General features: G+C 62.5%; 11 protein-coding genes. 7 read left to right on the top strand and 4 right to left on the bottom strand.

Annotated features, from left to right (window positions below; genetic code table 11):
• Nucleotides 1-46: 46 nt before the first annotated feature.
• From exeF to exeC, 4 genes are read right to left on the bottom strand one after another with little or no spacing between them, the layout of a single operon-like run.
• On the bottom strand, nucleotides 47-1,267 hold the full coding sequence (gene exeF / locus ACB030_RS11330) for a GspF family T2SS innner membrane protein variant ExeF (protein ID WP_371159813.1): 1,221 nt from the start codon (nucleotides 1,265-1,267) through the stop codon (nucleotides 47-49).
• A 1-nt stretch (nucleotide 1,268) separates the two neighbouring features.
• Nucleotides 1,269-2,774, bottom strand: coding sequence for a GspE family T2SS ATPase variant ExeE (exeE, locus tag ACB030_RS11325; protein ID WP_371159811.1), 1,506 nt, complete (start codon nucleotides 2,772-2,774; stop codon nucleotides 1,269-1,271).
• The gene (gene exeD, locus ACB030_RS11320; RefSeq protein WP_371159809.1) at nucleotides 2,774-4,843 is read right to left on the bottom strand and encodes a GspD family T2SS secretin variant ExeD; all 2,070 of its coding nucleotides are present in this window, start codon (nucleotides 4,841-4,843) and stop codon (nucleotides 2,774-2,776) included. Before exeD ends, exeE begins: the two co-directional genes overlap by 1 nt.
• A 21-nt stretch (nucleotides 4,844-4,864) precedes the next feature.
• Nucleotides 4,865-5,716 carry a GspC family type II secretion system variant ExeC gene (gene exeC / locus ACB030_RS11315; protein ID WP_371159807.1) on the bottom strand — a complete coding sequence of 284 codons (852 nt, stop codon included), beginning with the start codon at nucleotides 5,714-5,716 and terminating at the stop codon, nucleotides 4,865-4,867.
• Between the two features lie 217 nt (nucleotides 5,717-5,933).
• Here exeC and hslR point away from each other — a divergent pair, with 217 nt between their 5' ends.
• The 7 genes from hslR to ACB030_RS11280 all read left to right on the top strand — a co-directional run bounded on the left by hslR (nucleotide 5,934) and on the right by ACB030_RS11280 (nucleotide 13,054).
• The gene (gene hslR, locus ACB030_RS11310; protein WP_371159805.1) at nucleotides 5,934-6,332 is read left to right on the top strand and encodes a ribosome-associated heat shock protein Hsp15; all 399 of its coding nucleotides are present in this window, start codon (nucleotides 5,934-5,936) and stop codon (nucleotides 6,330-6,332) included.
• Between the two features lie 105 nt (nucleotides 6,333-6,437).
• Nucleotides 6,438-7,322 carry an Hsp33 family molecular chaperone HslO gene (gene hslO, locus ACB030_RS11305; protein WP_371159803.1) on the top strand — a complete coding sequence of 295 codons (885 nt, stop codon included), beginning with the start codon at nucleotides 6,438-6,440 and terminating at the stop codon, nucleotides 7,320-7,322.
• A gap of 149 nt (nucleotides 7,323-7,471) precedes the next feature.
• Nucleotides 7,472-9,097, top strand: a complete 1,626-nt coding sequence (gene pckA, locus ACB030_RS11300) for a phosphoenolpyruvate carboxykinase (ATP) (RefSeq protein WP_205642508.1) — start codon at nucleotides 7,472-7,474, stop codon at nucleotides 9,095-9,097.
• Nucleotides 9,098-9,290: 193 nt separating this feature from the next.
• Nucleotides 9,291-9,956, top strand: coding sequence for a GntR family transcriptional regulator (locus ACB030_RS11295; protein WP_205642509.1), 666 nt, complete (start codon nucleotides 9,291-9,293; stop codon nucleotides 9,954-9,956).
• Nucleotides 9,957-9,989: 33 nt separating this feature from the next.
• The gene (locus ACB030_RS11290; RefSeq protein ID WP_371159800.1) at nucleotides 9,990-11,792 is read left to right on the top strand and encodes an aminopeptidase P family protein; all 1,803 of its coding nucleotides are present in this window, start codon (nucleotides 9,990-9,992) and stop codon (nucleotides 11,790-11,792) included.
• A 207-nt stretch (nucleotides 11,793-11,999) separates the two neighbouring features.
• A complete protein-coding gene (locus ACB030_RS11285; RefSeq protein WP_371159797.1) occupies nucleotides 12,000-12,452 on the top strand; it encodes a GNAT family N-acetyltransferase in 453 nt (150 codons plus the stop codon).
• Nucleotides 12,453-12,583: 131 nt separating this feature from the next.
• Nucleotides 12,584-13,054 carry a glycine zipper 2TM domain-containing protein gene (locus tag ACB030_RS11280; RefSeq protein ID WP_139433935.1) on the top strand — a complete coding sequence of 157 codons (471 nt, stop codon included), beginning with the start codon at nucleotides 12,584-12,586 and terminating at the stop codon, nucleotides 13,052-13,054.
• Nucleotides 13,055-13,212 lie beyond the last annotated feature (158 nt).

The raw sequence follows: 13,212 nt of genomic DNA, 5'->3' as shown, positions 1-13,212 counted from the left end.
CAAACCTACGGGTTCGAATAACGAAGCCTATCCAGACACCCGAACCTTATAAATTCACCATATTGTTGAGCTCGAGGATCGGCTGCAGGATCGACATCACGATAAACAACACCACCCCGGCCATGGAGACCACCAGCATGGGCTCGAACACCCCGAGGGCGATGTTCACCTGGGTTTCGAACTCCCTGTCCTGGTTGTCCGCCGCCCGCTCCAGCATGCTGTCGAGCTCGCCGCTCTGCTCGCCGGAGGCGATCATGTGCAGCATCATGGGCGGGAAAATCTTGGTTTCATCCAGCGCCTTGCGCAGGCTGGTCCCCTCCCGCACCCGCTCGGTGGCCTCGCCGATGCGGTGGCGGGCAAAGTCGTTGGAGAGCACCTCCCCCGAGATCTTCATTCCCTCCAGCAGCGGCACCGCGCTGGCGTTGAGGATGCTTAAGGTGCGGGCGAAGCGGGCGGTGTTGAGGCCGCGACTGACCCTGCCGATGACAGGCAGGCGCAGAACCACCTGATGCCAGTGGCGGCGCCGTCCGGCATCCGTGAGCCACCAGCGCCAGACAAAGCCCCCCAGAAACAGCAGCACTAGGAACCAGAGGCCGTAGTGCTGCATCAGCTCGCTGGTACCGATGAGGAAGCGGGTGGTGGCGGGCAGTTGCTGGCCCATGTGTTCGAACTGGGCCACCACCTTGGGCACCACTGCGGTGAGCAGTATGGAGATGACGCCCACCGCCACCAGGGTGAGGACTATGGGGTAGATCATCGCCTGCAGCAGCTTGGTGCGCATGTGCTGGCGCTGCTCGGTGTAGTCGGCGAGGCGGTTGAGCACCTTCTCCAGGTGACCGGACTTCTCACCGGCCGCCACCATGGAGCGAAACAGCTGATCGAACACATGGGGGAAGGCCCCCAGCGAATCGGCCAACGAGTAACCTTCTACGACTTTGCTGCGCACCGTGGCCACCAGGCTGCGCAGGTGGGCCTTCTCGCACTGCTCGGCCACCGCCTTGAGGGCCTCTTCGATAGTCAGCCCTGCGCCCACCAGGGTCGCCAGCTGACGGGTGATGAGGGCCAGCTCCGAGGTGGAGGCGCCACGGCGAAACAGCACGAAGCGGTTGGCCTCCCGCTTCGCCTTCTCGGTGGTCTCGTTTACCTCGAGGGGGGTCAGCCCCTGCTCGCGCAGCAGCTGGCGCACCTGACGGGCGGAGTCCCCCTCCATCACCCCGGACTTCTGTCTGCCCCTGGGGTCGAGGGCCTTGTATTCGAACGCAGCCATCCTAGTCTTCCCGGGTCACGCGCAGCACCTCTTCGAGGCTGGTCTGCCCCTGGAGCACCTTGTCGATGCCGTCGCGGCGTATGCTGGGGGTATGGCCCCGGATCAGGCGCTCGATGGCCAGCTCGCCGCTGGCGCTGTGGATCGCCTCGCGCACCGCCTCGTCGATCACCACCAGCTCGTGGATGCCGGTCCGGCCGCGATAGCCGGTGTGGTTGCACTGCTCGCAGCCCACCGGGCGCCACATCTGCTGATCCGGCGGAAGATCCAGCCCCATGGCGATCCGCTCCTGCTCCGAGATGGGGTGCGGGGCACGGCAATCGGGGCAGAGGGTGCGCACCAGCCGCTGGGCCAGCACCGCCAGCAGGGACGAGGAGAGCAGGAAGGGCTCTATCCCCATGTCCCGCATCCGGGTGATGGCGCCGATGGCGGTGTTGGTGTGCAGGGTCGACATCACCAGGTGACCGGTGAGGGACGCCTGCACCGCGATCTGGGCGGTCTCGAGGTCACGAATTTCCCCCACCATCACCACGTCCGGATCCTGACGCAGTATGGCGCGCAGGCCCCGGGCGAAGGTCATGTCCACCTTGGTGTTGACCTGGGTCTGGCCCACCCCTTCCAGGTCATATTCGATGGGGTCTTCCACCGTGAGGATGTTGCGATCCCGAGAGTTGATCTCGGAGAGCGCCGCATAGAGGGTGGTGGACTTGCCCGAACCGGTCGGGCCCGTCACCAGTATGATGCCGTGGGGCTTGCGGATAAGCTCGCTGATGATGTTGCGATTGGCCAGCGTCATGCCGAGCTGCTTGAGCTCGAGGCGCACGTTGTTCTTGTCGAGCAGTCGCAGCACCACCCGCTCGCCGTAGCTGGACGGCATGGTGGAGACCCGCACGTCGACGGCGCGGCCGCCGATGCGCAGTGAGATGCGGCCATCCTGGGGCACCCGCTTCTCGGCGATGTCCATGCGGGACATGACCTTGATGCGCGACACCAGCAAAGAGGCGAGCTTGCGATGGGGGCGCAGTATCTCTCGCAGCACCCCATCGATGCGGAAGCGGATGACCAGGGCCCGCTCGAAGGTCTCGATATGGATGTCGGACGCCTCCTCCTTGATCGCCTCGCTCAGCATGGCGTTGATGAGGCGGATGATGGGGGCGTCGTCGTCGGCGTCCAGCAGATCCTCGCTCTGGGGCAGCTCTTCGGCCAGGGCGAAGAAGTCCATCTCGTTGCCGAGATCCTCCATCAGCTGGCGCGCCTCGGAGGAGTCGCGCTGGTAGTGGGCCATCAACAGCGTCTCGAACTCGTCATGACCAAGCTGCTCCACCGCGAAGGCGCACCCCGCCACCCGGCGCACTTCCAGCAAAGTCTGCGGCGCGACCCCCTGACGACAGAGCAGCACGGGGGCGCCCTGACGCTCGGTCAGGATGGCCCCGAAGTTGCGGGCGAAGGCAAACGGCAGTTCCGGCAAGGGGGCCGGCAGCTCGCTGCCATCGAGCTGGTAGGCGGCCATCAGGGCTTGCTCTGCACGAAGGGTTGCCCCTGCACCTGCACCTGCACCTGGGTTTTGGCCCCGGTGGCGGTGGATTGCTGCTGGGCCTTCATCCGCTCGATCTGCTGCTGCACCTCGGGGGAGAGCATCACATCCTGACCGTAGGCCGGCAGCACCTGACGGGTCGGCGAGGTGGCATAGCCCTCCTCGGCCGCCAGGTTCAACTGTTCGGCACGGAACAGGGTGTACTTGTTGCTGGAGACCCCGGAATAGACGTTGGCATCACGCAATATGGTCGGCCGGATAAAGACCATCAGGTTGCGCTTGGCTGTGGTGTTGGAGGTGGAGCGGAACAGGTAGCCCAGCACAGGGATATCCCCCAATATTGGCACCTTGGAGATCTGCTCCTTGGTCTGCTCGTCCATCAGGCCGCCCAGCACTACGGTCTCGCCACTCTTGACCAGCACGGCGTTCTTGACGGTACGGGTATCGAAGGTGGGGCCCAGGTTGGCGGTACCCGTCGCCTGGGTCTGGGCCACGCTGGAGACCTCCTGCTCTATGTTGAGCAGCACCGAATCCCCTTCGTTGATCTGGGGCGTCACCACCAGCTTGGTGCCCACCGTCTTGCGCTCTATGGTGTTGAACACCTGGTCGCTGGTGGTGGAGCTCTGGGAGCCGCTCTGCACCGGCACTTCCTGGCCGACGTTGAAGGAGGCTTCCTTGTTGTCCATGGTGACTATGCTCGGGGTCGAGAGGATGTCGTTCTTGGTGTTGGTGGAGAGCGCCGTCACCAGCATGGCCCAGTCCCCCTTGTAGAAACCGGCCGCCATGCCACTGAAATCACCGAGCAGGTTCTCAAGCCCGTCGGTGTTGCCGTTGTCCTTGTAATCCTTGCCCGCGATGATGGCCGGCCCTATGGGCAGACCGGTATTGGCGAACTGGGTGCCGCCGCCATTGGCGTTGCCCCACTGCACCCCGAGGTTGAGGCCGTCGCCATCCTGGATCTCGACGATGATCGCCTCCACCAGCACCTGGGCGCGGCGGATGTCGAGCTTGGCGATGACCTGCTCCAGCTCGGCCATGACGTCCGGCTGGGCGGTGATCACCAGGGCATTGGTGGTCTCGTCGGCGGAGATGGCGAGCTGGCCGCCGCCTATGCTGGCGCCACCGCCGGTGGCTGTGGTGGCCGCGCCGCCCTTCTTGTCGGCCGCTATGCTGGAGCTGACCCCCTTGAGCACATCCACCAGATCCTTGGCCTTGCCATATTTGAGGTAGAAGACCCGGGTGTTGCCCTGGCTCTGCAGGTCCCGGTCGAGCTGGCGCACCATCTGGATGATGCGGGCACGGGCCTTGGGCTCACCGCTGATCACCACGGAGTTGGTGCGCTCGTCGGCCACCACCTTGGGAGAGAGCAGCAGGGAGGCGTTGGCCCCCTGGTTGTTGCCATCCTTGTTGAGGTTGGTCACCAGCCGCACCATCTCGCCGGCGGAGGCGAATTTCAGCTTGATGACGTCCATCTCCTGATCGCCTGCGCGATCCACCCGGCGCACCACCTCCACCAGGCGATTCACCACGGCGGCGCGGCCTGTGATGAGCAGCACGTTGGAGGGCTCGTAATGGACCACGTTGCCGCCACCGGCGTTGTCGTTGAGCTGGCGCAGCAGGGGAGCGAGTTCACGGACCGAGACGTTGCGCACCGGCACCACCCGGGTCACCATCTCGTCACCCACGCCGGGGTTGCTGTCATCCACCACGGGGATGGCCGAGGTCTTGGCATCCTTGGAGCGCACCACCTTGAGCACGTTGTTGTTCATGGGCACCACGGCGAAGCCATAGACGTCGAGCACGCTCAGGAAGAACTGGTAGTACTGATCCTCATTGAGCAGATCGTAACTGCGGACGTTGATCTTGCCGCGCACCGAGGGCTCTATGATGATGGTCTTGTTCAGGTTCTTGCCGACCGTGTTGATGAACTCTTCGATGTCGGCATTCTTGAAACTGGCGGCATACTCGGTGGCCCAGGCAGAGCCAGCCATCATCAAGGCTGCCGCCACAGTGGCCAGACGCCAGCCCTTCCCTTTATTTATCATTCTTGGTGCTACTCCAATTCATTATTCTGACAAGCCGACATAGACGTCGTAGAGCTGTCCTTGCCGCTCGACGGTGACGGTCATTTCCGTGGCGCCCGCCACTTGCTGCATCGCCTGCATGGCCTGTGCGTTGTCCCGCAGATCCAGACCATTGATGCTGACCGCCAGATCGTTGGCGACCAGTCCGAGTTGATTGAACAGTTCGGGATTGCTGCCCGGGTTGAGGCGATAGCCGACCATGCGACCATCCACCCGGACCGGAGAAATATTGAGATAATCGGTGATCTTGCCAGGATTGCTCATCAACTCGCTGCGAACGGAGGAGAGCTCGGCCCCCTGCCGCGTCACCTTGGGCAGCGGCTTGCCGTACTCTTCTCCATCCAGCATCAGGGTCTCGTCACGGCCGTCCCGGGTTATGATGACCCTGTCGGCAAACACCTGACGGATCCTGGCCTGGGTGCCGTCGATGTAATCCCCTATGCCATAGGAGTTCTGCAGGCCGTTGTGGGCGATGATGGCGATGGATTTGCTGGGTTCTGTACTGGCCAGCACCCCGTTGAGCTGGGCGCTGAGCTGGGTCTTGGGGGCATCGATCAGGGCCGCCTCGGCCACCTTGTCGGCCTGCGGCTGCTGCGCCTTGCCAAACAGGGAGAGACGGCTGAGGTTGCCGAGATCGAGGCGGGCAGGTCCGGCGCCCTGGCCCGGAGTGACCGCAGGCTGCCAGGGCGCGGGTCGGGGGGACTGGGTGAGATCGAACAGACGCCAGGTGAGCACGGCGCACTGCTGGGCCAGCAACAGCAGCAGCAGCCAGAACAGAGGCTGGCTGAAACGGGAGAGTGGCACTGACTTGCAACGAGCCAGAAGGGAGCTCAACAAGTCATCCCTGAACGGTAGCGTCATGTTTATCAAAATATTCTGGCATCCAAATCGGTTGGCTATTGTGTACGGCAATGGACCCAGAGACAACCGACCGGATGGGATCAAGCTGTGAAAATTCAGATTCCGTCACACCCCGCTTCCCCCTGTTTCTATCCCGGGCCCTGCCTCTGGTATAATCAGGCTCCCCTTTCAGCCATCCCGGAGCCGATCCATGTCGAATCAAGCACAAAGCAGCACTCAGGTCCGCCTCGACAAGTGGCTGTGGGCGGCACGCTTCTACAAGACCCGCAGCCTGGCGCGGGATCAGATCGACGGCGGCAAGGTGCACTACAACGGCCAGCGCAGCAAACCGGGCAAGGCCGTCGAGGTCGGTGCCCTCGTCCGTTTCTGGCAGGGCCAGGATGAACGGGAGGTGCGGGTGCTCGAGGTCAACGAGCAGCGCAAGGCCGCCCCCCTGGCCCAGCGGCTCTATGAAGAGACCGAGGAAAGCCTGAAAAAACGGGCCCAGAACAGCGAGGCGAGACGCTTCAACAGCCAGTTCGCCCCAAGCCCGGAGCGCCGCCCCGACAAGCAGGAGCGACGCCAGCTAATCAAGGTCAAGCAATACTGACTCGCCCTTGTGGCCCCTTTATGACGACAGGTGCGGAAATTAGTTCCTAACCACCTGTTTAACATTGTTTTTATCTTTTCCCCCAGAAAACCCTAGGAAAGCATGATGAGTAACCAAGATCTCCTGTATCGCTATCTGTTCGAAGAGTACGAAGTCCGGGGGGAGCTGGTCCAGCTGGATAGTACCTATCGTCACATCGTCGATGCCCAGAACTACCCGGTACAGGTACAGAAACTGCTGGGTGAACTGCTGGTTGCCACCAGCCTGCTGACCGCCACCCTCAAGTTCGAAGGCTCCATCACTGTGCAGCTGCAAGGGGACGGCCCGGTGCGACTGGCGGTGATCAACGGCGATCACAACCAGCAACTGCGCGGCGTGGCACGCTATGAAGGCGAGCTGCCGACCGACGACAAGCTGCAGAGCCTGATCGGCAACGGCCAGCTGGTGATCACCATCACCCCTGAAGAGGGCGAACGCTATCAGGGCATCATAGCTCTCGAAGCCGACACCCTGGCGGCCTGCCTCGAGCAGTACTTCGCCCAGTCCGAGCAACTCGCCACCCGGCTCTGGATCCGCACCGGCCACCACCAGGGCCAGCCCCGCGCCGCAGGCATATTGCTGCAGGAGCTGCCAGCCCGGAGCGAGGATCACGGCGCCGACTTCGACCACCTGATCCAGCTCACCAGCACCATCAAGGATGAAGAGCTGTTCGGTCTGGAGGCCGAAGAGATCCTCTACCGCCTCTACCATCAGGACAAGGTACGGGTGTTCGATCCCCAGGCGATCGAGTTCCGCTGCACCTGCTCCCGCGCTCGCTGCGAAGGGGCTCTGCTGCAGATAGAGAAGGAGGAAGCGGTGGCCATGGTGCAGGAGCTCGGCAAGATCGACATGCACTGCGATTACTGTGGCGCTCACTACCAATTTGATGGAGTAGACATCGAAACCCTGTTCAGCGGGGCTCCCGGTAATGATGCAAACCAGTTACACTAAATAAAGGCGGGCAAAACCCGCCTTTAACTTAAATAACAAAAAAATACCCTATTTTATAAAGTTTGATGGCGATCGCTAAAAACTACCACCTAGGTAGTAGTATGGACGCCAGATAGAACCCTACACACCTCTGAACCCAGGAGAACATAATGACTATCGTGGTAGAACCCGCCCTGGCACAACAACTGAAACTGGACCAATACGGGATCAAAAACAGCCAGGAAATCGTGCGCAACCCCTCCTATGAGCAGCTTTTCGCTGAAGAGACTCGCCCAGACCTGGAAGGATTCGAACGTGGCGTCGTTACCGAACTCGGCGCCGTCAATGTCAACACCGGCATCTTCACCGGTCGTTCCCCAAAAGATAAATATATCGTCAAGGACGGCACCACCCAGGATACCGTGTGGTGGTCTGACCAGGGCAAGAACGACAACAAGGCTATTACCCCGGAAGTGTGGTCACATCTGAAAGAGCTGGTCACCAAACAACTCTCCGGCAAGCGCCTGTTTGTGGTCGACGGTTTCTGCGGTGCCAACCCGGATACCCGCCTGGCGGTGCGCATCATCACAGAGGTGGCCTGGCAGGCGCACTTCGTGAAGAACATGTTCATCCGCCCGAGCGAGGAAGAGCTGAAAACCTTCAAGCCGGACTTCGTGGTGATGAACGGTGCCAAGTGCACCAACCCGAACTGGAAGGAGCAGGGTCTCAACTCCGAGAACTTCGTCGCCTTCAACATGACAGAGAAGATGCAGCTCATCGGCGGCACCTGGTACGGTGGCGAGATGAAGAAGGGCATGTTCTCCATGATGAACTACTTCCTGCCCCTGCGCGGCATCGCCTCCATGCACTGCTCCGCCAACGTGGGCAAGGATGGGGACGTGGCCATCTTCTTCGGCCTCTCCGGTACCGGCAAGACCACCCTCTCCACCGATCCCAAGCGTCAGCTGATCGGCGATGACGAGCACGGCTGGGACGATCACGGCGTGTTCAACTTCGAGGGGGGCTGCTACGCCAAGACCATCAAGCTCTCCAAGGAGGCCGAGCCGGACATCTACAACGCCATCCGTCGCGACGCCCTGCTGGAGAACGTGACGGTCGCAGCCGACGGCACCATCGACTTCGATGATGGATCCAAGACCGAGAACACCCGGGTCTCCTACCCCATCTATCACATCGAGAACATCGTCAAGCCGGTCTCCAAGGCGGGTCATGCCAACAAGGTGATCTTCCTGACCGCCGACGCCTTCGGGGTGCTGCCCCCGGTCGCCAAGCTGACCAAGGAGCAGACCAAGTACCACTTCCTGTCTGGCTTCACCGCCAAGCTGGCCGGTACCGAGCGCGGCATCACCGAGCCGACGCCGACCTTCTCCTCCTGCTTTGGCGCAGCCTTCCTCTCCCTGCACCCGACCAAGTACGGTCAGGAGCTGGTGAAGCGGATGGAAGCCTCAGGGGCCGAAGCCTATCTGGTCAATACCGGCTGGAACGGCACCGGCAAGCGCATCTCCATCAAGGACACCCGCGCCATCATAGATGCCATCCTGGATGGCTCCATCGAGCAGGCGCCGACCAAGGTGTTGCCTATCTTCAACCTGGAAGTGCCGACCGAGCTGCACGATGTGAACCCGGCGATCCTCGACCCGCGCGACACCTATGCCGACCAGGCCGAGTGGGACGCCAAGGCGGTTGACCTGGCCCAGCGCTTCATCAAGAACTTCGAGCGCTTCACCGACAACGACGAAGGCAAACGCCTGGTTGCGGCAGGCCCACAGCTGTAACAGGCTCGCTTCGTATCAGTGACATCATGCCGGTCAGCCACGCTGACCGGCATTTTTGTTTTTATGGCAGCCCCGAACGCTGCCAGCCGCCCAGCCACAGGCCCCTAAACCTTGCCTTGCCACTCCTGACGGGGTAGATTCAGCCAAACTTTATACAATATACAATTTTGTAACGCCCAATCGTGACCCGACCATGACCCCACCCTACAAGACCCGAACCCAGATGGTGATGGAAAACCTCCGTGGCCGGATATTGCGTGGGGAGTTTGCCGCTGGCGCCCCCCTGCGTCAGGACGCCATCGCCAAGGAGCTGGCGGTGAGCCGCATCCCGGTGCGCGAAGCCCTGATGCAGCTGGAGGCCCAGGGGCTGGTGAAGTTCGAGGCCCACCGCGGCGCCGTGGTCACCATGCTGGACGCTTCGGCCATCGAGGAGCTCTTTTATTTGCGGGCACTGCTGGAAGCCGATACCCTGTTCCACGCCGTCGACCTGATGACGGAGGAGACCTTCGCCAAGGCGCAAGCCATCCTGGCCCAGTTTGATCTGGCGCTGGAGTCCGGTACCCAGATCGAGCACTGGGCCGAGTTGAACCACAGTTTTCACGCCACCCTCTATCAGGCCGCCAATCGCCCCCAGGCACTGGATCTCATCGCCCAGATCAATCTGAGCTGCGATCGCTACGTGCGCTTCGAACTGCTGTTCGCCCAGGGTGGCGTAGACAAGGCCGAGCGCGAGCACGCTCACCTGCTGGAGCTGTGCCGCGCCCGCCGCAAGCACGAGGCTGTGGTCCTGCTCAAGCAACATATCGAGGCGGCAGGCCAGTCGATCCGACAGATCCTGGCAAGCGGCCACCATCAGTGAACACTCACATCATCACAATCTGGCAATAACGACATGAATCATTTCGAGATTATTGAAACCCGCGTCGCCCAGGTCAGGGCCACTCTGGCCACGTTGGAACTGGACGCCTTCATCGTTCCCCACGACGACGAGCACCTCGGCGAGTACATTCCCGCCTATGCCGAACGTCTGGACTGGATCACGGGTTTCAACGGCTCCGCCGGCCTCGCCATCATACTGGCGCAGCGGGCGGCCCTGTTCGTCGACGGTCGTTATACGGTGCAGGCCCGCATGCAGGCACCGGCCGAGCTGTTTGAGTTTCTTCACCTGAACGAAGATCCCCACGTCCAGTGGCTGGCAGAGCAACTGCCGTCCGGCGCCCGGGTCGGCTTCGACGCCCGCCTTCACAGCCTCGCCTGGTACCAGAGCGCCAAGCCGATCCTGGCCGAGCGCGGCATAACGCTGGTTCGGGTCGAAGAGAACCCCATCGATCAGCACTGGAGCGATCGCCCCGCCCCGACCAAGACCCCTGTCATCCTCTACAGCGAGGAGCTGGCGGGCCAGTCCAGCCAGGCCAAGCGCGAGCTGCTGGCAGCGGATCTGCGCAAGCGCGGCCTGGATGCGGTGCTGCTGACCCAGGCCGAGCCCATCAACTGGCTGCTCAATCTGCGTGGCCGCGACGTGGAGCGGCTGCCGGTGGTGCTGGGCTTTGGGGTGCTTTACGCCAATACCAGCATGGATTTCTTCGTCGACACCGACAAGATCGACTGCATCGCCTTCAGCCGCCACGTGGGGCAGGATGTCTCCGTCTACCCCATCGACAAGCTGGGTGACGTGCTGCAGCGGATCGGCGAGGATCAGCAGAAGGTGCTGGCCGACCCCAACACCGCCAACGCCTGGGCCCAGCTCACCATGGAAGAAGCCGGTGCCATCCTGGTGGCAGGGCAGGATCCCACCATGCTGCCCAAGGCGTGCAAGAACGCCGTGGAGCTGGCTGGCATGCAGCGCGCCCATCTGCGCGACGGCGTTGCCGTCACCCGCTTCCTGGCCTGGCTGGATCGGCTGATCGCCTCCGGCGAGTTTGAAGGGGTGGACGAAGGCACACTGGCGGACCAGCTGGAAGCCTTCCGCCACGAGCAGGAGCACTACGTCGAGCCGAGCTTCGACACCATCTCGGCGCTGGGCCCCAATGCCGCCATGTGCCACTACCGTCACACCAACGGCACCCCGCGCCCCTTCGGTCAGGACAGCATCTACCTGGTGGATTCCGGCGCCCAGTATCTGGACGGCACCACCGACATCACCCGCACCCTCAAGGTGGGCGAGGTGACCGACGAGCACAAGGCCATGTTTACCCGGGTGCTGCAGGGTCACATCGCCCTGGATCAGGCCCGCTTCCCCCGCGGCACCGCCGGCATCCAGCTCGACGTGCTGGCCCGCATGCCCCTGTGGCAAGCCGGTTACAACTATGACCACGGCACCGGCCACGGGGTCGGCCACTTCCTTAGCGTGCACGAAGGCCCGCAGCGCATCGCTCCCAAGGGCAGCCTGGTGGCCCTGCAACCGGGCATGGTGCTCTCCAACGAACCGGGTTACTACCGGGAAGATGCCTTTGGTATCCGCTGCGAGAACCTGGTGGTGGTGACCGAGCTGGAGCAGGTGGGCGAGCTGGCGATGCTGGGCTTCGAACGGCTGACCTATGTACCGTTCGATACCCGCCTCATCGATCGCAGCCTGCTGAGCCAGGCCGAGTTCCGCTGGATCAACGACTACCATGCCGAGGTCTACCGCCGCCTGAGCCCGCTGCTGGAGGGCGAGGATCTCGCCTGGCTGGAGCAGGCGACCCGCCTCATCTGATTGCAGACAATCGAGGTTGTCGATGAAACAGGGCCTGCGGGCCCTGTTTTTTTGCCCCTGAACGGACTCTCTCCCCTGCCGGGAACCGCGATCTGTTCATCCCCCTGTGCGGCCTCTGAACCAGACCCGCTTGCATCAGCCTGACGGGCCCACTACCCTGTGCCCTCTTTTGACTGCCCCCCGGCAGCCGCTACCACAGGAGCCCAGATGCAGCCGTCCCCCATTTTGCGCATTGCCACCCACGCCGACATGCACGCCATCTGGCAGATCGACGCCGACGTCTTCGGGGAGGATGTCTACCCCCCCTTCTTCTTCCGTCAGGCCATGGATCTGTGGCCCGCCTTGCTGGTCGTGGCGGAGCTGGAGGGCAGGCTGCTGGGTTATGCCCTTGGGGGCCTGGGTCAGGATCGATCGCAGGGCTGGCTGCTCTCTCTGGCGGTGCGGCCCGAGGCCCGCGGCTTTGGCCTGGCCGAGCGCATGATGCTGCGAGTGGAGCAGGCACTGGCGGAGCGGCAGGTGGCACGAGTCAGGCTGACCGTGGATCCGGCCAATCCGGCCCAGCGCCTCTACTTGCGCCTAGGTTACGCCCTGCTGGCCGAGGAGCCTGGCTATTTCGGCCCCGGGGAGGATCGCCTGCTGCTGGAAAAGACCCTGAGCTGACCCGTTTCGTGGGCTGACCATCGTTCAGGTCACATAATTGGTTACACTTTGCGGGTTTAATGCACAATCCGGTTGGCGTAGAGTGGAATGCATCAAATCGATTAACCCGATGCCCGCCCAGGAGGCCCATCATGTTGAAACGTATCGCTCTCGTTACCCTGCTGGCCGCCACCACCGCCATCACCGGCTGTGCCAACAGCGATGTCTACTCCGGCGATGTCTACACCAAGGATCGCGCCAAGCAGGTCCAGACCGTCAGCTACGGCACCATCATCTCCACCCGCCCGGTGAAGATCCAGGCCGATGAAAACTCCCTGATCGGCACCATAGGCGGCGCCGTGGTCGGTGGCCTGCTCGGCAGCACCATAGGGGGCGGTCGCGGCAGCGACATCGCCGCCGCCGGGGGGGCCATCGCGGGGGCCGCCGCCGGCAAGGCCGCTGGTGACAAGCTCAACCAGGTGGATGGGGTCGAGCTCGAGATCAAGAAAGAGAACGGCGAATCCATCGTCGTGGTGCAAAAGGCCAGCCCCACCTTCGTGCCCGGCGCCCGGGTCCGCATGACCCAGGGCAATGGCAGCATCAACGTGGCCGTGGTGAACTGAGCGCGACGGACGTTTTCCATCAGCAAACAAAAAGGTGAGCCTGGGCTTAATGCCGATCAGTTAAGGATCCATTGACCGATCCTCCTGATGTGTAAAAATCCGAAACCTGTTGATTGGTTTCGGATTTTTTATGCGTATCTCACAGGCTCTCGACTTCC

Origin of the sequence: Aeromonas sp. S16(2024) (assembly GCF_041403065.1) — a bacterium.
In the GTDB taxonomy this organism is placed as follows: domain Bacteria; phylum Pseudomonadota; class Gammaproteobacteria; order Enterobacterales; family Aeromonadaceae; genus Aeromonas.
The sequence above is the reverse complement of the archived record's forward strand: the minus strand, read 5'-3'. Positions and strand labels throughout refer to the sequence as shown.